This is a genomic window from Enterobacter cloacae complex sp. P13B, assembly GCF_014895915.1.
Taxonomy (GTDB): Bacteria; Pseudomonadota; Gammaproteobacteria; order Enterobacterales; family Enterobacteriaceae; genus Enterobacter; species Enterobacter bugandensis.
The window spans coordinates 168980-190983 of record NZ_JADBQN010000005.1; the positions used below are offsets into that span (position 1 = coordinate 168980).

A 22004-nucleotide genomic window follows, 5' to 3' on the forward strand; every position below is an offset into this window, starting at 1 on the left:
GGAATTGAGGTCGTTAAATGAGACTCAGGAAATACAATAAAAGTTTGGGATGGTTGTCATTATTCGCAGGTACTGTATTACTCAGTGGCTGTGATTCTGCACTACTAGACCCCAAAGGACAGATTGGACTGGAACAACGTTCACTGATATTGACGGCTTTTGGCCTGATGTTGATTGTGGTTATTCCTGCCATTTTGATGGCTGTTGGTTTCGCCTGGAAGTATCGTGCGAGCAATAAAGATGCGAAGTATAGCCCGAACTGGTCACACTCCAACAAAGTTGAAGCTGTGGTCTGGACGGTACCTATCCTGATCATCCTGTTCCTTGCCGTACTGACCTGGAAAACCACTCACGCACTTGAGCCAAGCAAGCCGCTGGTTCACGATGAAAAACCTATTACCATTGAAGTGGTCTCCATGGACTGGAAATGGTTCTTCATCTATCCAGAGCAGGGCATTGCTACCGTGAATGAAATCGCCTTCCCGGCGAACACTCCGGTTCAGTTCAAAGTGACCTCCAACTCCGTAATGAACTCCTTCTTCATCCCGCGTCTGGGTAGCCAGATTTACGCGATGGCCGGTATGCAGACGAACCTGCATCTGATCGCGAATGAAGCAGGCACCTACGATGGTATCTCCGCCAGCTATAGCGGCCCGGGCTTCTCAGGTATGAAGTTCAAAGCTATTGCGACGCCGGACCGAGCCGCTTTCGACCAGTGGGTTGAAAAAGCGAAGCAGTCTCCAAACACCATGTCTGACATGGCGGCGTTCGAAAAAGTGGCTGCACCTAGCGAATACAACAAGGTGGAGTACTTCTCTAACGTGAAACCAGATTTGTTCAAAGACGTTATTGGCAAATTTATGGATCACGGCAAGAGCATGGACATGACCCAGCCAGAAGGCGAGCACAGCGAGCACGAAGGTATGGAAGGCATGGACATGAGCCACGCGGAAACCGCTCACTAAGGGGCCGAGGAAGAAAATGTTCGGAAAATTGACACTGGATGCAGTGCCCTACCATGAACCGATTATCATGGTTACGGTGGCTGCAATTATCATTGGTGGCGCGGCCTTAGTTGGCCTGATCACTTACTTCGGTAAGTGGAGCTACCTGTGGAATGAGTGGCTGACTTCGGTTGACCACAAAAAACTCGGTATCATGTACTGCATCGTCGGTATCGTCATGTTAATTCGTGGCTTTGCGGATGCAATCATGATGCGTAGCCAGCAGGCACTCGCGTCTGCGGGCGAAGCCGGCTTCCTGCCACCGCACCACTACGATCAGATCTTTACCGCCCACGGCGTTATCATGATCTTCTTCGTGGCGATGCCGCTGGTAATCGGTCTGATGAACGTTGTCGTTCCGCTGCAAATCGGCGCGCGCGACGTAGCGTTCCCGTTCCTGAACAACCTGAGCTTCTGGTTCACGGTTGTCGGCGTTATCCTGGTTAACCTGTCACTGGGCGTGGGCGAATTCGCACAGACCGGCTGGCTGGCTTACCCGCCGCTTTCGGGAATTGAGTACAGTCCGGGTGTAGGCGTTGACTACTGGATTTGGGCGCTTCAGCTCTCCGGTGTCGGTACCACCCTGACCGGTATCAACTTCTTCGTGACCATCCTGAAGATGCGTGCACCAGGTATGACGATGTTCAAGATGCCAGTATTTACCTGGGCATCTCTGTGCGCCAACGTACTGATTATCGCGTCGTTCCCAATTCTGACCGTCACCATCGCGCTGCTGACCCTGGACCGCTACCTGGGCACCCATTTCTTCACGAATGATATGGGTGGCAACATGATGATGTACATCAACCTGATTTGGGCCTGGGGTCACCCGGAAGTGTACATTCTGGTTCTGCCTGTCTTCGGTGTGTTCTCCGAAATCGCGGCAACCTTCTCGCGTAAGCGTCTGTTTGGTTACACCTCTCTGGTGTGGGCAACCGTGTGTATTACCGTTCTGTCGTTCATCGTTTGGCTGCACCACTTCTTTACCATGGGTGCGGGCGCGAACGTAAACGCCTTCTTCGGTATCACCACCATGATTATCGCCATCCCGACCGGGGTGAAGATCTTCAACTGGCTGTTCACCATGTACCAGGGCCGTATCGTGTTCCACTCAGCAATGCTGTGGACCATCGGCTTCATCGTGACCTTCTCCGTAGGTGGGATGACCGGCGTACTGCTGGCGGTGCCAGGTGCTGACTTCGTTCTGCACAACAGCCTGTTCCTGATTGCGCACTTCCATAACGTTATCATCGGCGGCGTGGTCTTCGGCTGCTTCGCAGGTGTGACTTACTGGTGGCCTAAGGCGTTTGGCTTCACGCTGAACGAAACCTGGGGTAAACGCGCGTTCTGGTTCTGGATCATTGGCTTCTTCGTGGCGTTTATGCCGCTGTACGTGCTGGGCTTCATGGGTATGACCCGTCGTCTGAGCCAGCAGATCGATCCGCAGTTCCACCCAATGCTGATGGTTGCAGCGGGCGGTGCAGCGCTGATTGCCTGCGGTATTCTGTGCCAGCTGATTCAGTACTACGTGTCCATCCGCGACCGTAACCTGAACCGCGACCTGACCGGTGACCCATGGGGTGGCCGTACGCTGGAGTGGGCAACCTCTTCTCCACCACCGTTCTATAACTTTGCCGTAGTGCCGCACATTCACGAGCGTGACGCATTCTGGGAAATGAAAGAAAAAGGTGAAGCGTACAAGCAACCTGAGCATTACGAAGAGATCCATATGCCGAAAAACAGCGCTGCGGGCATCGTGATTGCCGCTTTCGCAACGGTATTTGGTTTCGCAATGATCTGGCACATCTGGTGGATGGCGATTGTTGGCTTCGCTGGCATCGTAATCAGCTGGATTGTGAAGAGCTTTGACGAGGACGTGGACTACTACGTACCAGTCCGTGAAGTTGAAAAGCTGGAAAATCAGCATTTCGACGAGATTTCTAAAGCGGGGCTGAAAAATGGCAACTGATACTCTGGCGCACTCAACTGCCCACGCGCATGAACATGCGCACCATGATACAGGACCGACCAAAGTCTTCGGTTTCTGGATCTACCTGATGAGCGACTGCATTCTGTTCTGCTGTCTGTTCGCGACCTATGCCGTTCTGGTGAACGGCACAGCGGGCGGCCCGACCGGCAAGGACATCTTTGAACTGCCGTTCGTTCTGGTTGAAACCGCACTGCTGTTATTCAGCTCCATCACCTACGGCATGGCGGCTATCGCCATGTACAAAAACAACAAGAGCCAGGTTGTCTCCTGGCTGGCGTTGACCTGGCTGTTTGGTGCTGGCTTTATCGGGATGGAAATCTATGAATTCCACCACCTGATTATGGAAGGCTTCGGTCCGGATCGCAGTGGCTTCCTGTCCGCGTTCTTCGCGCTGGTGGGTACCCACGGTCTGCACGTGACCTCGGGTCTGATCTGGATGGCAGTACTGATGTTCCAGATCTCCCGCCGCGGCCTGACCAGCACTAACCGTACCCGTATCATGTGCCTGAGCCTGTTCTGGCACTTCCTGGACGTGGTATGGATCTGCGTGTTCTCTGTTGTCTATCTGATGGGGGCGATGTAATGAGTCATTCTAACGATCATGGCGCTTCCCACGGCAGCGTAAAAACCTACATGACAGGTTTTATCCTGTCGATCATCCTGACGGTGATCCCGTTCTGGATGGTGATGAGCGGTTCTGCGTCCAAGCCGGTTATCCTGGGAGCAATCCTGGTGACCGCGGTGATTCAGATTCTGGTGCATCTGGTTTGCTTCCTGCACATGAACACCAAGTCCGATGAAGGCTGGAATATGACTGCCTTTATCTTTACCGTGATTATCATCGCTATCCTGGTAGTCGGTTCCATCTGGATTATGTGGAACCTCAACTACAACATGATGGTTCACTAAGAGCGGCGAGTATGTTTAAGCAATACCTGCAAGTCACGAAACCAGGCATCATCTTTGGCAACCTGATCTCCGTAATCGGAGGGTTCCTGCTGGCCTCTAAAGGCAGCATTGATTACACCCTCTTTATTTACACGCTGGTCGGTGTGTCACTGGTGGTTGCGTCCGGTTGTGTATTTAACAACTACATCGACATGGATATCGACAAGAAGATGGAAAGGACCAAGAATCGGGTGCTGGTTAAAGGCCTGATTGCCCCTTCCGTCTCGCTGGTGTACGCCACCTTGCTGGGTATTGCTGGCTTTATGCTGCTGTGGTTTGGTGCTAACCCGCTGGCCTGCTGGCTGGGGGTGATGGGGTTTGTGGTGTATGTAGGCGTCTACAGCCTGTATATGAAGCGTCACTCCGTCTACGGCACGCTGATTGGTTCTCTCTCCGGCGCTGCGCCGCCGGTGATTGGCTACTGCGCCGTCACGAACGAGTTCGACAGCGGTGCGCTCATCCTGCTGGCTATCTTTAGCCTGTGGCAGATGCCGCACTCCTATGCCATCGCGATTTTCCGCTTCAAGGATTATCAGGCGGCGAACATTCCGGTTCTGCCGGTCGTGAAGGGCATTTCAGTTGCCAAGAACCACATCACGCTCTACATCATCGCTTTTGCCGTGGCAACGCTGATGCTTTCTCTGGGCGGTTACGCCGGATATAAATATCTGGTGGTAGCAGCCGCGGTGAGCGTCTGGTGGCTCGGCATGGCCTTGCGCGGCTACAAGGTGGAAGATGACAAAGTCTGGGCACGCAAGCTGTTTGTGTTCTCGATTGTCGCCATCACCTCCCTGTCCGTGATGATGTCCGTAGACTTCATGGTGCCGGACTCGCAAAACCTGCTGACTTACGTCTGGTAAGTTTATGTGATGATGAAAAGGGTGCTTCGGCACCCTTTTTTATTCACGAAATCTATTAATTGCGCATGTAATATTTGTTAAATAAGCCTTTATTTACCCCGCCCCTTCCCCGCACTACACTATGGCCTGCTTTTGAACTGAGGTGGTAATGAACGATTATAAAATGACGCCGGGCGAGCTGCGTGCGACCTGGGGTTTAGGGACTGTTTTCTCGCTGCGGATGCTTGGCATGTTTATGGTCCTGCCCGTTCTGACCACGTACGGCATGGCGTTACAGGGTGCCAGCGAAGCGCTGATTGGTCTGGCGATCGGTATCTACGGTCTGGCGCAGGCGGTGTTCCAGATCCCCTTTGGCCTGCTCTCTGATCGGGTGGGCCGCAAGCCGCTGATTGTCGGCGGGCTGCTGGTCTTTGTGCTCGGGAGCGTTATTGCCGCCCTCTCCCACTCCATCTGGGGCATTATTTTGGGCCGCGCCCTGCAGGGCTCCGGTGCGATTGCCGCCGCGGTGATGGCGCTGCTGTCAGATTTAACCCGCGAGCAAAACCGCACCAAAGCGATGGCGTTCATCGGCGTGAGCTTTGGCGTAACGTTTGCGATTGCGATGGTGCTCGGTCCCATCATTACGCACAAACTGGGTCTGCATGCCCTGTTCTGGATGATTGCGGTGCTGGCGACTATCGGGATCGCACTCACCCTGTGGGTTGTGCCAGACAGTAAAAATCACGTCCTTAACCGTGAATCCGGGATGGTTAAAGGCTGCTTTAGCAAAGTCATCGCCGAGCCGCGTCTGCTGAAACTTAACTTCGGCATTATGTGCCTGCATATTCTGCTGATGTCCACCTTCGTCGCCCTGCCCGGCCAGCTTGCCGCAGCAGGTTTCCCGGCGGCCGAGCACTGGAAAATTTATCTGGTCACGATGCTGATTTCGTTTGTCTCTGTCGTGCCGTTCATCATCTACGCCGAAGTGAAGCGCAAAATGAAGCGCGTCTTCGTGGGCTGCGTGGCGTTACTGCTGATTGCCGAGATCGTGCTGTGGGGTGCCGGCCCGCACTTCTGGGAGCTGATCGCAGGCGTGCAGTTGTTCTTCCTGGCGTTTAATCTGATGGAAGCGCTGCTGCCGTCGCTGATCAGCAAAGAGTCCCCCGCCGGTTACAAAGGCACGGCAATGGGCATTTACTCCACCAGCCAGTTCCTCGGCGTGGCGATCGGCGGCTCGCTTGGCGGCTGGGTCGACGGCCTGTTTGATTCACAAACCGTGTTTCTCGCGGGCGCGCTGCTGGCAACAGTCTGGCTGCTGGTTGCCAGCACCATGAAAGAGCCACGCTACGTGAGCAGCCTGCGGGTAGAAATCCCGGATGACGTGGAGATTAGCGACGCGCTGAAGCAGCGTCTGGAAGGAAAAGAAGGGGTCACAGAGGTGCTGATTGTCCCCGAAGAGCGCAGCGCTTATGTCAAAATTGACAGCAAAGTGACGAACCGCTTTGAGGTGGAGCAGGCGCTGAAGGCCTGAAAAAAAGCCCGGTTGAACCGGGCTTTTTTGTCTTAATCGCGGAAGTTTTTAAACTGGAAAGGTTGACCCAAATCCCCGCCGCGCACCAGCGCCATCACGGACTGGAGGTCATCGCGAGATTTACCGGTCACGCGAATTTCTTCGCCCTGGATCTGCGCCTGCACCTTCAGCTTGCTGTCTTTAATAAGCTTAACGATCTTCTTCTGCACCGCGCTCTCGATGCCCTGCTTCAGTTTGGCTTCTACAAACCAGTTCTTACCGCTGTGGACAAACTCGTCCGGCACGTCCAGAGACGTTCCTTCGATGCCACGTTTTAACAGCTTGGCGCGCAGAATGTCGAGCAGCTGATTCACCTGGAAATCAGACTCGCTCAGCACCTTAATGGTCTTATTTGCGTCGTTCAGCTCAAACGACGCCTCAACGCCGCGAAAATCGAAACGTGACTCAACTTCGCGGGTTGCGTTCTCAACGCCGTTGCGAACTTCCTGGATATCAACTTCGGAAACAATATCGAAAGATGGCATCTTTTCTTCTCCCTTCACTTTTGTTGCGTTGCATAATACCCGCTACGAGGCATAACTCAACAGAAGCTTAGCTGTATAATTAAGCTGTAACACCTGGCGCAGTTGCAGGTGAGGAGGAACAATGAAAATTACGGTGCTCGGATGCGGAGCGCTCGGCCAGCTGTGGCTGACCGCGCTGTGCAAGCACGGACATGAGGTTCAAGGCTGGCTGCGCGTGCCCCAGCCCTATTGCAGTGTTAACCTGATTGGTGAAGACGGAAGCATTTTTAACGAATCCCTCACCGCGAACGATCCTGATTTCCTGGCGCAAAGCGACCTGTTGCTGGTGACGCTCAAGGCGTGGCAGGTCTCAGATGCGGTTAAGACTCTGGCCGCGCAGCTCCCCCCCACGTCCCCCATTCTGCTGCTGCATAACGGTATGGGAACCCTTGATGAGCTGAAAAGCGTCCCGCAGCCTCTGCTAATGGCGACCACCACCCACGCTGCGCGTCGCGACGGGACTATTATCGTGCATGTCGCCAGCGGCGTGACGCACATCGGCCCGGCCAGAACACAGGATGGCGACTACAGCTATCTGGCCGATGTTCTGCAAAAGGTCTTGCCGGACGTCGCCTGGCACAACAACATCCGCCCTCAGCTGTGGCGCAAGCTGGCCGTAAACTGCGTGATCAATCCGCTGACGGCGCTGTGGAACTGCCCGAACGGGGAGCTGAAAAACCATCCGCAGGAGGTGGCATCCCTGTGTGCAGAAGTCGCGTCGGTCATTGAGCGAGAAGGCCTGCACACCTCAGCAGAGGATTTACGCTGTTATGTCGAGCAGGTTATTGAGAGTACGGCTGAGAACATCTCCTCGATGCTGCAGGACGTTCGGGCATTACGCCATACAGAGATAGATTACATTACCGGCTATCTGCTAAAGCGCGCCCGCTCGCACGGCATCGCCGTGCCGGAAAACGCCCGTCTGTATGACCTGGTTAAACGTAAGGAGAGTGAATATGAGCGCGTCGGCACTGATTTGCCTCGCTCCTGGTAGCGAAGAGATGGAAGCGGTCACCACCATTGATTTAATGGTACGTGGCGGCATTAAGGTAACAACCGCCAGCGTAGCCAGCGACGGCAATCTGGCAATCACCTGTTCACGAGGGGTGAAAATCCTGGCAGACGCACCGCTTGTCCAGGTTGCTGACGGCGATTACGACATCATCGTCCTGCCCGGCGGCTTAAAAGGCGCGGAATGTTTCCGCGACAGCCCGCTGCTGGTTGAAACCGTGCGTCAGTTTCATCTGTCCGGCCGCATCGTCGCGGCAATCTGTGCCGCCGCTGGAACAGTTCTGATTCCGCACGATATCTTCCCCATCGGCAATATGACTGGCTTCCCGGGGCTTAAGGATACGATCCCGGAAGAGCATTGGGTGGATAAACGCGTCGTCTGGGATCCGCGCGTCAACCTGCTGACCAGCCAGGGGCCCGGCACCGCGATTGATTTTGGCTTAAAGATTATTGATCTGCTGGTCGGGCGGGAGAAGGCCTACGAAGTGGCGTCGTCGCTGGTGATGCCGGCGGGGATTTATAATTACTATGAAGAGTAGTGCATAAAAAAAGCCGGGTGGCGCGAGGTAAAAGCAAAACGGCAACCTTTGGTTGCCGTTTTTAATGTGAGGGCACCAGGCCGCACGCTACGGACGATACACCTTCACATTCGCGAATCCCTGCTCGCGCAGGTACAGCGCCTGCAGGCGGCTCATCACCCCGCGCTCACACCACAGCAGATACGTTTTGCTCTGATCGAGGTCGCCAAACTTAGTGCTCAGCTTGTAGAACGGCAGAGAAACCACCTCTACGCCTTCAACCTTCAGCGGCTTGTCATCCTGCTCGTCGATGGAGCGGATATCCAGAATCGCATCGTTCGCACCGAAACCGCTCACGGTTTCCACTTCAACCACTTCCTGCTCGGTCTGCTGGGCAATCTCGCGGATGTCGATGTTGGACGCTTCTGCCACCACTCTTTCCAGGATGCTGAAATCGAAGTTCTCTTCTTCCGCTTCGATCTTCGCCTTCACAGCCTTGACGGTCGGGCTTTTAGAGATCACACCGCAGTATTCCGGCATGGTGCGGGCAAAGTCTTCGGTGCCGATTTCGCGCGCCAGGTCGATGATGTGCTCTTTATCGTGGGAGATCAGCGGACGCAGGATCAGCGTATCTGATACGTTGTCGATCAGACGCAGGTTGGTCAGCGTCTGGCTGGAGACCTGGCCCAGCGCTTCGCCGGTGACCAGCGCCTGCACGCCGTAGCGCTCGGCGACTTTGGACGCCGCGCGCACCATCATACGTTTGAGGATCACGCCCATCTGGCCGTCATCCACTTTTTCAAGGATTTCGCCCACTACCGGCTCAAAGTTGATCGCCACAAAACGCACGCGGTGGGAACTGCCGAAGCGGTTCCACAGGTAATGCGCCACCTGACGAACGCCAATCTCATGCGCCGCGCCGCCCAGGTTGAAGAAGCAGTAGTGCACGCGGCAGCCGCGACGCATCAGCATATAGCTGGAGACGCCGGAGTCGAAGCCGCCGGAGATCAGCGACAGCACATCTTCCTGCGTGCCGATCGGGAAACCGCCAATACCTTCATAACGGCCCTTAACCAGCAGCAGACGATCGTTCTCGATCTCAAGGTTAACGGTGACGTCCGGGTTAGTCAGGCGCACGCGCGCCGTCTCAACGTGCTGGTTCAGACCACCGCCGACGTAGCGCTCAACTTCAATCGAGCTGAACTCGTGCTTACCGCGACGCTTCACGCGCACGCAGAAGGTTTTGCCTTCGATCTGGTCGCGGTACTGTACCAGCGCCTTTTCGAAGATATCGTGCATATCGCTGAACGGAACGTCTTCCACTTCCAGAATATGATGAATACCTGGAATACGGGTCAGCGCGTCGCGAATATCAAGGCGTTTGCTTTCGTCTTTCGCGCGGACTTCAACGTGGTCCCAGTGACGCACCACGGCGAGCGTTTCGTCGTAGTGTTTTAATACGTTACGAATGTTCCCGGTGAGAATTTTAATAAAGCGCAAACGCACAGATTGGCTTTTGATGGTGATTTCAGGGAACAATTTAATGATAAACTTCATGGCGGCAATGTTTCTTAGGCAAGCTTATAAAGGCTTGTAGTGGAAAATGATACAGCAGCCCACACCCGTGGCTGCATCCAGGCGCGCAAGTATACCACCATCGCGCCACTCGCGTTATTTGATAATTGCCCCGAGTCCGTTACCATGTTGGGGCGAAGAATATAAGAGTTAATTCACTATGCCGAAGAAGAACGACGCACCGGCCAGTTTTGAAACTGCGCTGAGTGAGCTTGAGCAGATTGTTACCCGCCTCGAGAGCGGCGATTTACCGCTGGAAGACGCCCTCAACGAATTTGAGCGCGGTGTGCAGCTTGCGCGCCAGGGGCAGGTAAAACTCCAGCAGGCCGAGCAGCGTGTGCAGATCCTGCTTTCCGACAGCGAAGACGCTAAAACCACGCCATTCACACCGGACGCCGAGTAAATGGATTTTACCAACGCGCTTCAGGCGCGCGTCGTTCGCGCCAACGACGCCCTACGCCGTTTTATTGAGCCGCAGCCTTTTCAGAACACTCCACTGGTTGAAGCCATGCACTATGGCGCACTCTTAGGGGGAAAACGCCTGCGTCCGTTCCTGGTGTATGCCACGGGCAACATGTTTGGCATCAGCGATAATACGCTGGACGCCCCGGCTGCCGCCGTGGAGTGCATCCATGCCTACTCGCTGATCCACGACGATCTCCCGGCGATGGACGACGACGATCTGCGCCGGGGTCAGCCAACCTGCCACATTAAGTTTGGCGAGGCGAATGCCATTCTGGCGGGCGATGCCTTGCAGACGCTGGCGTTCTCGATTCTCAGTGATGCGCCGATGGCGGAAGTGGCCGACCGCGACCGCCTGGCGATGATCTCCGAACTGGCAATGGCCAGCGGCGTGGCCGGCATGTGCGGCGGTCAGGCGCTGGATCTTGAAGCGGAAGGTCGTCAGGTTAATCTGGAACAGCTGGAGCGTATTCATCGCCATAAGACGGGCGCGCTTATTCGTTCCGCCGTTCGCCTGGGCGCGCTGAGCGCGGGTGAGCAAGGGCGCAAAGCCCTGCCGATTCTGGACAGATACGCAGAAAGTATCGGTCTGGCATTCCAGGTTCAGGATGACATTCTGGATGTGGTGGGCGATACTGCAACATTGGGTAAACGTCAGGGTGCGGATCAGCAGCTTGGCAAAAGTACCTATCCCGCCCTGCTGGGTCTTGAGCAAGCCCAACGTAAAGCCCGGGATCTGATTGACGATGCCCGCCAGTCGCTGAATGAGCTGGCCGCGCAATCGCTGGATACCTCGGCACTGGAAGCGCTAGCGGACTATATAATCCAGCGTGATAAATAAACTATATATCTCGATGAGCCTTTGATGAGTTTTGATATTGCCAAATACCCGACACTGGCGTTAGTTGACTCCACCCAGGAGTTACGTCTGTTGCCGAAAGAGAGTCTGCCGAAGCTGTGTGACGAGCTGCGTCGCTACCTGCTCGACAGCGTTAGCCGCTCCAGCGGCCACTTCGCCTCCGGGCTTGGCACGGTTGAGCTGACCGTGGCGTTGCATTACGTCTATAACACGCCGTTCGATCAGCTTATCTGGGACGTGGGCCACCAGGCTTATCCGCACAAAATTCTGACCGGACGTCGCGATAAAATTGGCACCATTCGTCAGAAGGGCGGCTTGCACCCGTTCCCGTGGCGCGGTGAGAGCGAGTATGACGTGCTGAGCGTCGGCCACTCCTCTACCTCCATTTCCGCGGGCATCGGTATTGCCGTTGCCGCCGAGAAAGAGAACAAGCAGCGCCGCACCGTCTGCGTGATTGGCGACGGGGCGATCACCGCCGGGATGGCTTTTGAAGCCATGAACCACGCGGGCGATATCAAGCCGGACATGCTGGTTATCCTCAACGATAACGAAATGTCGATCTCCGAGAACGTCGGCGCGCTGAACAACCATCTGGCGCAGCTGCTTTCCGGCAAGCTTTACTCGTCGCTGCGGGAAGGCGGGAAAAAAGTTTTCTCCGGCGTGCCGCCGATCAAAGAGCTGCTCAAGCGTACCGAAGAGCACATCAAAGGCATGGTCGTGCCGGGCACGCTGTTCGAAGAGCTGGGCTTTAACTATATCGGCCCGGTGGACGGGCACGATGTGCTGGGTCTGGTGACCACGCTTAAAAACATGCGCGACCTGAAAGGCCCGCAGTTCCTGCACATCATGACCAAAAAAGGGCGTGGCTACGAACCGGCGGAGAAAGATCCGATCACCTTCCACGCGGTGCCAAAGTTCGACCATACCAGCGGCTGCCTGCCGAAAAGCAGCGGCGGAATGCCAAGCTACTCAAAAATCTTTGGCGACTGGCTGTGCGAGACGGCGGCAAAAGATAACAAGCTGATGGCGGTCACGCCTGCTATGCGTGAAGGCTCCGGCATGGTCGAGTTCTCCAAAAAATACCCGGACCAGTATTTTGACGTCGCCATTGCCGAGCAGCACGCGGTCACCTTCGCGGCGGGCCTGGCGATTGGCGGCTACAAGCCGGTGGTGGCGATTTATTCCACCTTCCTGCAGCGCGCCTACGACCAGGTGATCCATGACGTTGCCATCCAGAAGCTGCCGGTGCTGTTTGCTATCGACCGCGCGGGCATCGTGGGGGCCGACGGCCAGACGCACCAGGGGGCGTTTGATCTCTCCTTCCTGCGCTGCATCCCGGACATGGTCATCATGACGCCAAGCGACGAAAACGAGTGTCGTCAGATGCTGTATACCGGCTACCACTATCAGGACGGCCCCTGCGCGGTACGTTATCCGCGCGGCAATGCCCTTGGCGTTGAACTTCAGCCGCTGGAAAAACTCGAGATCGGTAAAGGTCTGGTGAAACGTCGCGGCGAAAAAGTGGCGATCCTGAACTTTGGTACGCTGATGCCGGAAGCGGCAAAAGTCGCTGAAACCCTGAACGCGACGCTGGTGGATATGCGCTTTGTGAAGCCGCTCGATGAGTCTCTGATTCTGAGCATGGCGGAAAGCCATGACGTGCTGGTCACGCTGGAAGAGAACGCCATCATGGGTGGCGCGGGCAGCGGCGTTAACGAGGTACTGATGGCGAACCGTAAATTGGTTCAGGTGCTGAACCTCGGCCTGCCGGACCACTTCATCCCGCAAGGCACTCAGGACGAGGCGCGCGCCGATATCGGCCTGGACGCCGCCGGTATCGAAGCCAGAATCCGCAGCTGGCTGGCCTGATCCCTCCCCTTTTCCGCTCCTGCTATGCTTAAACGTATTGTTTAAACAGCAGGAGCGGAACCATGCAATACACGACATTAGGAAAAACGGACCTCAAGGTGTCCCGGCTTTGCCTGGGCTGCATGACCTTTGGCGAGCCTGACCGGGGAAATCACGCCTGGACGCTGCCGGAAGAGAGCAGCCGCCCTATCATCAAGCGCGCCATAGACGGCGGCATCAACTTCTTCGATACCGCCAACAGCTACTCTGACGGCAGCAGCGAAGAGATTGTGGGCCGCGCTCTACGTGATTTTGCCCGTCGGGATGAGATTGTGGTCGCCACCAAGGTGTATTACCCGTCAGGCGATCTGGCTGAAGGCCTCTCTCGCGCGCAGATCCTGCGCTCCATTGATGACAGCCTCAGACGCCTGAACATGGATTACGTCGACCTGCTGCAAATTCACCGCTGGGATTACAACACGCCAATTGAAGAAACCCTTGAAGCGCTGAACGATGTCGTGAAAGCGGGTAAAGCGCGCTATATCGGCGCGTCGTCAATGCACGCATCTCAGTTTGCTCAGGCGCTCGATCTCCAGGCGCAGCACGGCTGGGCACGCTTTGTCACCATGCAGGATCACTACAACCTGATTTACCGGGAAGAAGAACGCGAGATGTTGCCGCTCTGCTACCAGGAAGGCGTGGCGGTGATCCCGTGGAGCCCGCTGGCGCGCGGACGCTTAACCCGCCCGTGGGGAGAAACCACGGCGCGGCTGGTATCGGATGAAGTGGGTAAAAATCTTTATTCCGGTACCGAAGCCAGCGATGCGCTGATTGCCGAACGTTTAGCCGGGATCGCCGACGATATCGGCGCAACGCGCGCGCAGGTGGCGCTGGCGTGGCTGCTGGGCAAGCGGGGTGTCGCCGCACCGATTATTGGTACATCGCGGGAAGAACAGCTGGACGAGTTGTTAAGCGCGGTGGATTTATCGCTGACGCCGGAGCAGGTTGCCGAGCTGGAGACGCCGTATCAGCAGCATCCGGTGGTGGGGTTTAAGTAAACACTTGCCGGGTGGCGTACGCTTACCCGGCAATACTGAGTGCACAAACTTACCCGAAGTGATCGTACCCTTTCCAGTCCAGCGTAACGGGCGCACCGTCTTTCACAAACTTCAGCCCTTCACTCTCCGGCATGATCTGACCGATGCAGGTAAACTTTGCGCCAAGATGGGCCAATGCCACGTCCAGCGTTCCACGGTTCAGCTCTGGCACCGTGAAGCACAGCTCGTAGTCTTCCCCACCGGAGAGCGCCCAGCGCAGCGCCTGCTCAGGCTCCACATGGCGAAGCAGTTGCTCCGACAGCGGGAACAGATCCAGGTCAACGCGCGCGCCCACCCCGCTGGCCTTCAGGATATGGCCGAGGTCCGAGATGAGACCGTCAGAGAGATCGATAGCCGAACTGGCCCGCTCGCGCAGCGCCTGACCGTGCAGAATACGCGGTGTCGGGCGCAGGTGGCGCTTCACCAGATACGCCGCATCGTCAGCGTCCTTCACGTTTAAGCGATCCTGAAGGATCGCCAGCCCTGCCGCGCTGTCTCCCGGCGTACCGGTCACGTAGATCCAGTCGCCCGGTTTAGCGCCCGAGCGCTTCAGCGCGCGACCGAGCGGCACATAGCCGTGGATCGCCAGCGTCATCGACAGCGGCCCGGCAGTCGTATCGCCGCCAATCAGCTGCATATCGTAGTAGTTCAGCTGTTCAAACAGCGCATCGCTGAACGCTTCAAGCCAGGCTTCATCCACCTCCGGCAGCGTCAGGGCCAGCGTCAGCCAGGCCGGGTCGGCGCCCATTGCCGCCAGATCGCTGACGTTGACCGCCAGCGCTTTATACGCCAGATCGGCAGGATCGATATCAGGTAAGAAATGACGTCCGCACACTAAGGTGTCGGTGCTGATTGCCAGCGTCTGCTTTTCAGGAATATTGAGAAGTGCACAGTCATCGCCAATGCCGGTTTCAACATCAAGACGAGAGGTTCTGACACGGTCGAAATAACGGGCAATCAGGGAGAATTCGCCGCATGCCATACGTTATGCCTCAGCAAATAAAAGAAAAAACCGGAGCCGCACTGCCCGTCAGGCAATGCAGAACTCCGGTTTGCGGATCACTTTTTGTGGGGACGGATCGCAGGTGCGGCTTTATCAAGTACGCCGTTAACGAACTTGTGGCTGTCTTCAGCGCCGAAGGTTTTCGCCAGTTCGATCGCTTCGTTGATGGCCACTTTGTACGGCACATCATCACGTTTAGACAGCTCAAACAGCGCGATACGCAACACTGCTTTTTCCACCTGGCCCAGCTCTTCGAGCAGACGGGACAGGTATGGCTTCATCAGGCCATCGAGATACGCGCTATTAGTCGCCACTCCCGACAGCAGTTCACGGAAGTACAGAACGTCAACGTCTTTCACGTCCTGTTCTGACAGGAACTGGTATTCAACATCAGCGATGTCGTTCTGGGACAACTGCCAGGAGTAAAGTGCCTGGACGGCACATTCACGGGCGCGGCGACGAGCAGCAGGTTTCACGGAATTCCCCTTACAAAAAAATCAGGCCTTAATGGCTTTCAATACATTGATCATTTCAAGCGCGGTCAGTGCAGCTTCTGCACCTTTGTTACCGGCTTTGGTGCCAGCACGTTCGATGGCTTGTTCAATACTTTCGGTGGTCAGCACGCCGAACGCGACAGGAATTTCAGCATCCTGCGCAACGTGTGCCAGACCGTTGCTTGCACCGCCCGCAACGTATTCGAAGTGCGCAGTGCCGCCACGAATAACGGTACCCAGCGCAATCACCGCGTCATATTTACCGGTTTTCGCCAGCGCGCCCGCCGCCAGTGGCAGTTCATAAGCGCCTGGAACCCAAACGACGGTAATGTTGTCATCTTTAACCTGGCCGATACGTTTCAGGGCGTCAATCGCACCTTCCAGCAGGCTATCGTTGATGAAGTTGTTGAAACGCGCAATGGTGATGGCGACGCGAGCGTCCGGGGTAGCTACAGCAGCTTCAATAATGTTCATACTCTTCCTTTACGGGTTCATTTGGCCCCGCAGGGGGGCGGATTTTATCATAATACTTTGCGCACTGCTTCCCTATTTCGGGAGCAATTACGCTGTCTTTAAATGGAGGCAGACATCCGGACCCACCGGACGAATCTCGCTGAATGTGAGTTGCGGTGCATCGGCCAGTTTTTCAAGGCCAGGCAGCACAAACAGGCCGCGCGCATCGTGACCTAACAGTTTAGGCGCAACGTAGACGAGCAGTTCATCCACCAGCCCCGCCTGGAGCAGCGCGCCCGCGAGCGTCGGACCGGCTTCGACCCAGATGCTGTTCACCTGCTGCTTGCCGAGCAACATCATCAGCACCACGAGATCCAGATGTCCGTTATGCTCCGGCACCATAATGCTGCGCACGCCTTCCGGCCATTCGCGCGTATCTTCTTTGGTGCGCGCAATCCAGGTTTCACCCGGCTGCTGCACGATGCGGTGCGCCGGGGTCACGCGGTTCTGGCTATCAATAATGATACGCAGCGGCTGGCGCAGGTTCTCCTGCGGATAAAGCGCCTGGGTATCGGCATTCAGCTCATCCCAGCGCACGGTCATGGCCGGATCGTCAGCCAGAACGGTTTCACTGCTGGTGAGGATAGCATGGCTTTGCGCGCGCAGACGTTGCACATCGCGCCTTGCCTGCGGCGAGGTGATCCACTGGCTTTCACCGTTCGCCATTGCCGTACGCCCGTCCAGCGAGGCGCCCAGCTTGAGCTGAATAAACGGAAAACCGGTGCGCATGCGCTTCAGGAAGCCTTTGTTGATGGCTTCCGCATCTTGCATCATCAGGCCGTGGCTGACGTCGATCCCTTCCTGTTGCAGACGATACAGTCCGCGGCCCGCCACCTGCGGGTTAGGATCCTGCATAGCGGCGACCACGCGCGAAACCCCTGCCGCAATCAGCGCTTCACAGCACGGCGGCGTGCGTCCGTGGTGGCTGCATGGCTCCAGCGTCACGTAGGCCGTCGCGCCTCGCGCTTTCTCCCCCGCCATACGCAGGGCATGCACTTCAGCATGCGGCTCGCCTGCGCGATAGTGAAACCCTTCCCCCACGATCTCGCCATCTTTCACGATAACGCACCCGACGTTGGGGTTAGGATGGGTGGTAAAACGACCGCGCTGCGCCAGCTTCATGGCTCGCGCCATGTACTTCTCATCCTGCATGGGCTTAATCCTGTAAGCGGGCGATCTCTTCGCCAAACTCTTTGATATCTTCGAAACTACGGTAGACAGAGGCGAAGCGGATATAGGCGACCTTATCGAGCTTTTTCAGCTGCTCCATCACCAGGTTGCCGATCATTTTGCTCGGCACTTCACGCTCGCCCAGGCCACGCAGGTAAGATTTAATGTGGTTTAACGCCATTTCGACATCATCCGCGCTGACGGGCCGTTTTTCGAGGGCCTTCAGCATTCCGCTGCGCAGTTTCTCTTCGTTAAACGGCTCGCGCACGTCGTTACTTTTTACCACGCGCGGCATTACCAGCTCTGCAACCTCAAAGGTCGTGAAACGCTCGTTGCACACCAGACACTGCCGACGACGGCGCACAGAAGACCCTTCGCCCACAAGGCGAGAGTCGATGACTTTGGTATCCACAGCGGAGCAGAATGGGCAATGCATACGGTATCCCTGTTATCTGGTTAACTGATTTTCATTTTACCCTGATCTGGCCCGACAACAAAGGAGGAGCTTTTTTGAGATAAAGGATCTATGTCCGGCGGTACGTTGCTGGCTACCATTATGGGGATCCGTCATTTCAAGGAATAAACGCTATGACAAGACGTTACCTGAAAATTTTACTGGTGGGGAGCCTCTTCACCCTTAGTGCCTGTGCACAGCAAACCGAAGTCCGCCAGATGAAACAAAGCGTGAATACGCTCAACACGGCGATGGACAAACTGAACAAAGAAACGGTGAAGATCACCCAGCAAAACGCGCTGAACGCCAAATCCACCAGCGGGGTATATCTGCTGCCAGGAGCGAATACGCCTGCCCTGCTTAACAGCCAGATTGGCACGCTGAAGATGTCTCTGGTGAATGTGGCGGCGAATGCGGATGGTACGCGCGCAACATTACGTATTCACGGTGAGTCCAACGATCCGCTGCCCGCCTTCAGCGGCACCGTAGAGTGGGGCCAGATCCAGGGCACCACGGAGAGCTACCAGGAGGTGAACGTGAAGAACCAGCTGTTCACCGCTCCGGCCAGCGTGTTAGCGCCCAGCGATGTGGATATTCCACTTCAGCTAAGCGGACTTACGCCTGAGCAGTTAGGCTTTATCCGCATTCACGACATCCAACCTGCCGCGCAGTAATCCCTTCCTTTTGAGCGGAGTGAAATGTCACTCCGCTAACATTTACATTTCGTATGGATTGGCAACAGAAATGATTGCCGCTACAATCCCGGCCGTTTAAAGTACGCAAACGTGAACGCAATCGATTACGCGTGTGAGAGATATGTGAAACAACACATATTTTTGTGAGCAGGGATTCCTATAATAGGCACCGCAGAAACACGAAATATTTAGAAACGCAATTCGCGCATTTTTCACTCCCGGAAGGGAATTTCAATCAGTGGCATGATTATGAAAAAAACATTACTCGCAGCCGGTGCAGTTCTGGCACTGTCCTCCTCTTTCACTGTTAACGCAGCGGAAAACGAGAAACCACAATACCTCTCCGACTGGTGGCACCAGAGCGTTAACGTGGTAGGCAGCTACCACACCCGTTTCGGACCGCAGATCCGCAACGATACCTACCTGGAATATGAAGCGTTCGCCAAGAAAGACTGGTTTGATTTCTACGGCTATATGGATGCGCCTGTGTTCTTCGGTGGTAACACCGATGCGAAAGGTATCTGGAACCACGGTTCCCCACTGTTCATGGAGATTGAACCGCGCTTCTCCATCGACAAACTGACCGGTACCAGCCTGGCGTTTGGTCCGTTCAAAGAGTGGTACTTCGCGAACAACTACATCTACGACATGGGCCGCAATAAGTCCGGTCGTCAGAGCACCTGGTATATGGGTCTGGGTACTGACATTGACACCGGCCTGCCAATGAGCCTGTCCCTGAACGTGTATGCAAAATACCAGTGGCAGAACTACGGCGCAGCGAATGAAAACGAGTGGGACGGCTACCGTTTCAAAGTGAAATACTTCGTGCCAATTACCCAGCTGTGGGGCGGTAATCTGAGCTACATCGGTTTCACTAACTTTGACTGGGGCTCAGACCTGGGCGACGACGATTTCCGTGACCTGAACGGCAAGAAAGCGCGTACCAACGATTCCATCGCCTCCAGCCACATCCTGGCGCTGAACTACGATCACTGGCACTACTCTGTTGTTGCGCGTTACTGGCACAACGGTGGCCAGTGGAACGACGATGCGAGCCTGAACTTCGGTAACGGCGACTTTAGCGTCCGCTCTACCGGCTGGGGTGGTTACCTGGTCGTGGGTTACAACTTCTAATCAGTGCGGGATTGTGCGGGCTGGTGCCCTCACCCCTTCCCTCTCCCACGGGAGAGGGCGCAAACACAAAAAACGGCAACATCGTTGCCGTTTTGCTTTTACCTCGCCACCCGGCTTTTTATTGCTTCACCTTGCGCAAAAAATCCGCCAAAGACCTGTCCGCACTCTCACTGAACCGCCTCTCCGTCATTACAACTTTGAGACACCGGTCGAGCCGGAAACAGCGGTAGTCATCGCGCCGTTCACACCATGCCGCCAGCAGCCAGCGCTCCCCCCAGAAGAACAACCCCAGCGGCTGTACCTCACGTTTTGAGAGCAGCCCGGCTTCATCACGATAATGCAGCGCCAATACGCGCTGAGCGGAAATCGCCTGGTGAATCATGTCAAAATCGCTGCGGGAGTGGCTTTGCATGCAAAAATCCGGGGCGTAGATCCGCGTCTGCTCCGCCTTTCTGCGGCTCTCCTCGGGCAGAATAGCCAGCACCTTCTCCTGGGCCGACTCCAGCTCGCGCGACAGCGATTCACCTCCCCAAGTTTTGAGCAGGCGAATCGCGACCATCAGCGCTTCGGATTCCTTATTTGTCAGCATCAGCGGCGGCAGGTCAAAACCCGACATCAGCCGATATCCGCTTCCCGCCTCGCCTTCCACCGGCACGCCGGAAAGCGACAGGTCGCGGATATCGCGGTAGACCGTGCGCTCGGACACGCCAAGCCGGTCCGCCAGATGCGCTGCCGTTGTCAGACGCCTGCCCCGCAGGATCTGCACAATCTGAAACAAACGGTCAGCGCGTCGGGTCATAACGTCATTCGCTCTCAGGCAGGTTGATGAAGGCCGACGCGGTTACCCTCGCTGTCGGTAAACAGTGCGATAGTGCCGATACCATGCGGCAGCTCCAGCGGGCCAAACACGCACTCGCCGCCCGCAGAGGCGATGCGATCGAGCGTGGCCGCCAGATTGTCAGTATGCAGGTAAATAATAGCGCCCTGCAAAGAGGGCGTAACGCCGTCAAATTTTGCCAGCGCTCCTCCGGTGGCGGGATCCTCATGCGGGAAAACCGCCAGCTCGGCAATGTCCATTTTCTCGCGACGCAGCGCGAGCTGCATCACCGGCTCATAAAATTTGATGGCGCGATCCATATCCGAAACCGGAATTTCAAACCAGTTAATTACGCTTTTCATACATCCTCCTGCCTGTTGTTTGGGTTCAGAAGGAGTCTACGGCAGGGCTCCTGACAGCATACTGTCAGGAGTGTTTGTCAGGAGCAGATAAAAAAAATCCCGGTCAACAGACCGGGATTCCGATAACGCGCTAAACGTCGCCTTACGGCAGAATGGACGGCTGATCCGCCCCTTCTTTCTCGACCTTCTGCTGGAGCAGGTGCTCGCGCTTCATGCCAAGCTTCAGTGCCAGGGCGGACGCCACGTAGATAGACGACGCCGTACCGATGGAGACACCGATCAGCATGGTCAGCGAGAAGCCTTCCAGCACCGGGCCACCGAAGAGGAACAGCATCAGGATCACCATCAGGGTAGTACCGGAGGTGATCAAGGTACGATGCAGCGTCTGGGTCAACGACACGTTAAAGATTTCGTACGGCGTGCCGCGACGGATCTTACGGAAGTTTTCACGGATACGGTCAGATACCACGATACTGTCGTTCAGTGAGTAACCGATTACGGACATCAGGGATGCCACGATGGTCAGGTCAATCTCAATGTGGAACAGAGACAGTATGCCCATGGTGATCACCACGTCGTGCGCCAGGGCGATAACCACACCGGCCGCCAGTCGCCACTCGAAGCGGAAACCGACGTACACCAGGATGGAGATCAGCGCCACCAGCAGCGCCATGGCGCCGGTTTGCGCCAGGTCCGCACCCACGCTCGGGCCGACGAACTCAATACGCTTCACCGCCGCGCTCTGGCTGGTGGTTTCGTTAATGACCTGTACGACCTTGCTGCCCAGCTCCTGGCTGCCGTTGGCATCGTGCACCGGCGGCATACGCACCATGATGTCGCGGCTGCTGCCGAAGTTCTGCAGCAGCGGCTCTTCAAAGCCCGCTTTCTGCAGAGACAGGCGCATCTGGTCCATATCGACCGGTTTTTCCAGGGAGATCTCGATGACCGTACCACCGGTGAAATCGAGACCCCAGTTAAAGCCTTTCACGCCCATAATGACGATGGACAGAATCAGCAGGAAACCTGAAATGCCGAAGGCCCAGTAGTCCCAGCGCATAAAGTCCCAGACTTTACGGCCGTGGTTCAATTGTTCAACAGTATATTCCTGTGCCACAAC

At 56.0% G+C, this 22004-nt stretch carries 24 protein-coding genes; 14 read left to right on the forward strand and 10 right to left on the reverse strand.

What is annotated here, in order from left to right:
* Nucleotides 1–17 precede the first annotated feature (17 nt).
* The 6 genes from cyoA to IM273_RS02850 all read left to right on the forward strand — a co-directional run bounded on the left by cyoA (nt 18) and on the right by IM273_RS02850 (nt 6312).
* The gene (cyoA, locus tag IM273_RS02825; protein ID WP_126326911.1) at nt 18–965 is read left to right on the forward strand and encodes a cytochrome o ubiquinol oxidase subunit II; all 948 of its coding nucleotides are present in this window, start codon (nt 18–20) and stop codon (nt 963–965) included.
* A 16-nt stretch (nt 966–981) separates the two neighbouring features.
* Nucleotides 982–2973, forward strand: coding sequence for a cytochrome o ubiquinol oxidase subunit I (gene cyoB / locus IM273_RS02830; RefSeq protein ID WP_028012157.1), 1992 nt, complete (start codon nt 982–984; stop codon nt 2971–2973).
* Nucleotides 2963–3577: a cytochrome o ubiquinol oxidase subunit III gene (locus IM273_RS02835; RefSeq protein WP_003859057.1), complete on the forward strand. Its 615-nt coding sequence runs from the start codon at nt 2963–2965 to the stop codon at nt 3575–3577. Before cyoB ends, IM273_RS02835 begins: the two co-directional genes overlap by 11 nt.
* Nucleotides 3577–3903: a cytochrome o ubiquinol oxidase subunit IV gene (locus IM273_RS02840; protein WP_006176899.1), complete on the forward strand. Its 327-nt coding sequence runs from the start codon at nt 3577–3579 to the stop codon at nt 3901–3903. Before IM273_RS02835 ends, IM273_RS02840 begins: the two co-directional genes overlap by 1 nt.
* Nucleotides 3904–3914: 11 nt before the next feature.
* Entirely contained in the window at nt 3915–4802 is an 888-nt protein-coding gene (gene cyoE, locus IM273_RS02845) for a heme o synthase (RefSeq protein ID WP_003859062.1), read from the forward strand.
* A 148-nt stretch (nt 4803–4950) separates the two neighbouring features.
* Nucleotides 4951–6312: an MFS transporter gene (locus IM273_RS02850; protein ID WP_045259898.1), complete on the forward strand. Its 1362-nt coding sequence runs from the start codon at nt 4951–4953 to the stop codon at nt 6310–6312.
* Nucleotides 6313–6344: 32 nt separating this feature from the next.
* On the opposite strand, the gene IM273_RS02855 is transcribed toward IM273_RS02850, so the two are convergent.
* Nucleotides 6345–6836, reverse strand: a complete 492-nt coding sequence (locus IM273_RS02855; RefSeq protein WP_023293165.1) for a YajQ family cyclic di-GMP-binding protein — start codon at nt 6834–6836, stop codon at nt 6345–6347.
* Between the two features lie 121 nt (nt 6837–6957).
* Between IM273_RS02855 and panE the strand changes: the two genes are divergently transcribed.
* Both panE and yajL read left to right on the forward strand, forming a co-directional pair.
* Nucleotides 6958–7869 carry a 2-dehydropantoate 2-reductase gene (gene panE / locus IM273_RS02860; protein ID WP_041911083.1) on the forward strand — a complete coding sequence of 304 codons (912 nt, stop codon included), beginning with the start codon at nt 6958–6960 and terminating at the stop codon, nt 7867–7869.
* On the forward strand, nt 7832–8425 hold the full coding sequence (gene yajL, locus IM273_RS02865) for a protein deglycase YajL (RefSeq protein WP_028012154.1): 594 nt from the start codon (nt 7832–7834) through the stop codon (nt 8423–8425). Before panE ends, yajL begins: the two co-directional genes overlap by 38 nt.
* Before the next feature lie 87 nt (nt 8426–8512).
* On the opposite strand, the gene thiI is transcribed toward yajL, so the two are convergent.
* Nucleotides 8513–9961 carry a tRNA uracil 4-sulfurtransferase ThiI gene (gene thiI / locus IM273_RS02870; protein WP_045259896.1) on the reverse strand — a complete coding sequence of 483 codons (1449 nt, stop codon included), beginning with the start codon at nt 9959–9961 and terminating at the stop codon, nt 8513–8515.
* A 178-nt stretch (nt 9962–10139) separates the two neighbouring features.
* On the opposite strand from thiI, the gene xseB reads away from it, so the two are divergent.
* The 4 genes from xseB (at nt 10140) to IM273_RS02890 (ending at nt 14206) form a co-directional block, all read left to right on the forward strand.
* Nucleotides 10140–10382 (forward strand): exodeoxyribonuclease VII small subunit, encoded by a 243-nt coding sequence (gene xseB, locus IM273_RS02875; protein ID WP_003859094.1) that lies wholly within the window; start codon nt 10140–10142, stop codon nt 10380–10382.
* Nucleotides 10383–11282, forward strand: a complete 900-nt coding sequence (gene ispA / locus IM273_RS02880; protein WP_028012152.1) for a (2E,6E)-farnesyl diphosphate synthase — start codon at nt 10383–10385, stop codon at nt 11280–11282.
* 24 nt (nt 11283–11306) lie between these two features.
* On the forward strand, nt 11307–13169 hold the full coding sequence (gene dxs, locus IM273_RS02885; RefSeq protein WP_193050708.1) for a 1-deoxy-D-xylulose-5-phosphate synthase: 1863 nt from the start codon (nt 11307–11309) through the stop codon (nt 13167–13169).
* A gap of 62 nt (nt 13170–13231) precedes the next feature.
* Complete coding sequence (locus tag IM273_RS02890) at nt 13232–14206, forward strand: aldo/keto reductase (RefSeq protein WP_126326907.1); 975 nt, start codon at nt 13232–13234, stop codon at nt 14204–14206.
* A 49-nt stretch (nt 14207–14255) separates the two neighbouring features.
* Here the strand turns inward: IM273_RS02890 and thiL are convergent, their stop codons facing one another.
* The 5 genes from thiL to nrdR all read right to left on the reverse strand — a co-directional run bounded on the left by thiL (nt 14256) and on the right by nrdR (nt 17861).
* On the reverse strand, nt 14256–15227 hold the full coding sequence (gene thiL, locus IM273_RS02895) for a thiamine-phosphate kinase (protein ID WP_041911088.1): 972 nt from the start codon (nt 15225–15227) through the stop codon (nt 14256–14258).
* Nucleotides 15228–15304: 77 nt separating this feature from the next.
* A complete protein-coding gene (gene nusB, locus IM273_RS02900; protein WP_006809908.1) occupies nt 15305–15724 on the reverse strand; it encodes a transcription antitermination factor NusB in 420 nt (139 codons plus the stop codon).
* Nucleotides 15725–15745: 21 nt separating this feature from the next.
* Complete coding sequence (ribE, locus tag IM273_RS02905; protein WP_006176874.1) at nt 15746–16216, reverse strand: 6,7-dimethyl-8-ribityllumazine synthase; 471 nt, start codon at nt 16214–16216, stop codon at nt 15746–15748.
* An 87-nt stretch (nt 16217–16303) separates the two neighbouring features.
* The gene (ribD, locus tag IM273_RS02910) at nt 16304–17407 is read right to left on the reverse strand and encodes a bifunctional diaminohydroxyphosphoribosylaminopyrimidine deaminase/5-amino-6-(5-phosphoribosylamino)uracil reductase RibD (protein ID WP_045259892.1); all 1104 of its coding nucleotides are present in this window, start codon (nt 17405–17407) and stop codon (nt 16304–16306) included.
* A gap of 4 nt (nt 17408–17411) precedes the next feature.
* Nucleotides 17412–17861, reverse strand: a complete 450-nt coding sequence (nrdR, locus tag IM273_RS02915; RefSeq protein WP_008503337.1) for a transcriptional regulator NrdR — start codon at nt 17859–17861, stop codon at nt 17412–17414.
* A 152-nt stretch (nt 17862–18013) separates the two neighbouring features.
* Between nrdR and IM273_RS02920 the strand changes: the two genes are divergently transcribed.
* Nucleotides 18014–18553 (forward strand): DUF3251 domain-containing protein, encoded by a 540-nt coding sequence (locus IM273_RS02920; RefSeq protein WP_028012147.1) that lies wholly within the window; start codon nt 18014–18016, stop codon nt 18551–18553.
* A gap of 270 nt (nt 18554–18823) precedes the next feature.
* Entirely contained in the window at nt 18824–19708 is an 885-nt protein-coding gene (locus IM273_RS02925; RefSeq protein WP_028012146.1) for a nucleoside-specific channel-forming protein Tsx, read from the forward strand.
* Between the two features lie 118 nt (nt 19709–19826).
* Here IM273_RS02925 and IM273_RS02930 read toward each other — a convergent pair whose 3' ends face one another.
* From IM273_RS02930 to secF, 3 genes are all read right to left on the reverse strand, one after another.
* A complete protein-coding gene (locus IM273_RS02930) occupies nt 19827–20507 on the reverse strand; it encodes a YafY family protein (RefSeq protein WP_049001886.1) in 681 nt (226 codons plus the stop codon).
* A 14-nt stretch (nt 20508–20521) separates the two neighbouring features.
* Complete coding sequence (locus IM273_RS02935) at nt 20522–20887, reverse strand: VOC family protein (protein WP_045259891.1); 366 nt, start codon at nt 20885–20887, stop codon at nt 20522–20524.
* A gap of 142 nt (nt 20888–21029) precedes the next feature.
* Nucleotides 21030–22001, reverse strand: a complete 972-nt coding sequence (secF, locus tag IM273_RS02940) for a protein translocase subunit SecF (RefSeq protein ID WP_045259890.1) — start codon at nt 21999–22001, stop codon at nt 21030–21032.
* Nucleotides 22002–22004 lie beyond the last annotated feature (3 nt).

Bases quoted from the DNA above. Each gene is read 5' to 3' on its own strand.
- cyoA (WP_126326911.1), top strand. From the start codon at position 18: ATGAGACTCAGGAAATACAATAAAAGTTTGGGATGGTTGTCATTATTC.
- cyoB (WP_028012157.1), top strand. From the start codon at position 982: ATGTTCGGAAAATTGACACTGGATGCAGTGCCCTACCATGAACCGATT.
- IM273_RS02835 (WP_003859057.1), top strand. From the start codon at position 2,963: ATGGCAACTGATACTCTGGCGCACTCAACTGCCCACGCGCATGAACAT.
- IM273_RS02840 (WP_006176899.1), top strand. From the start codon at position 3,577: ATGAGTCATTCTAACGATCATGGCGCTTCCCACGGCAGCGTAAAAACC.
- cyoE (WP_003859062.1), top strand. From the start codon at position 3,915: ATGTTTAAGCAATACCTGCAAGTCACGAAACCAGGCATCATCTTTGGC.
- IM273_RS02850 (WP_045259898.1), top strand. From the start codon at position 4,951: ATGAACGATTATAAAATGACGCCGGGCGAGCTGCGTGCGACCTGGGGT.
- IM273_RS02855 (WP_023293165.1), bottom strand. From the start codon at position 6,836: ATGCCATCTTTCGATATTGTTTCCGAAGTTGATATCCAGGAAGTTCGC.
- panE (WP_041911083.1), top strand. From the start codon at position 6,958: ATGAAAATTACGGTGCTCGGATGCGGAGCGCTCGGCCAGCTGTGGCTG.
- yajL (WP_028012154.1), top strand. From the start codon at position 7,832: ATGAGCGCGTCGGCACTGATTTGCCTCGCTCCTGGTAGCGAAGAGATG.
- thiI (WP_045259896.1), bottom strand. From the start codon at position 9,961: ATGAAGTTTATCATTAAATTGTTCCCTGAAATCACCATCAAAAGCCAA.
- xseB (WP_003859094.1), top strand. From the start codon at position 10,140: ATGCCGAAGAAGAACGACGCACCGGCCAGTTTTGAAACTGCGCTGAGT.
- ispA (WP_028012152.1), top strand. From the start codon at position 10,383: ATGGATTTTACCAACGCGCTTCAGGCGCGCGTCGTTCGCGCCAACGAC.
- dxs (WP_193050708.1), top strand. From the start codon at position 11,307: ATGAGTTTTGATATTGCCAAATACCCGACACTGGCGTTAGTTGACTCC.
- IM273_RS02890 (WP_126326907.1), top strand. From the start codon at position 13,232: ATGCAATACACGACATTAGGAAAAACGGACCTCAAGGTGTCCCGGCTT.
- thiL (WP_041911088.1), bottom strand. From the start codon at position 15,227: ATGGCATGCGGCGAATTCTCCCTGATTGCCCGTTATTTCGACCGTGTC.
- ribE (WP_006176874.1), bottom strand. From the start codon at position 16,216: ATGAACATTATTGAAGCTGCTGTAGCTACCCCGGACGCTCGCGTCGCC.
- ribD (WP_045259892.1), bottom strand. From the start codon at position 17,407: ATGCAGGATGAGAAGTACATGGCGCGAGCCATGAAGCTGGCGCAGCGC.
- nrdR (WP_008503337.1), bottom strand. From the start codon at position 17,861: ATGCATTGCCCATTCTGCTCCGCTGTGGATACCAAAGTCATCGACTCT.
- IM273_RS02920 (WP_028012147.1), top strand. From the start codon at position 18,014: ATGACAAGACGTTACCTGAAAATTTTACTGGTGGGGAGCCTCTTCACC.
- IM273_RS02925 (WP_028012146.1), top strand. From the start codon at position 18,824: ATGAAAAAAACATTACTCGCAGCCGGTGCAGTTCTGGCACTGTCCTCC.
- IM273_RS02930 (WP_049001886.1), bottom strand. From the start codon at position 20,507: ATGACCCGACGCGCTGACCGTTTGTTTCAGATTGTGCAGATCCTGCGG.
- IM273_RS02935 (WP_045259891.1), bottom strand. From the start codon at position 20,887: ATGAAAAGCGTAATTAACTGGTTTGAAATTCCGGTTTCGGATATGGAT.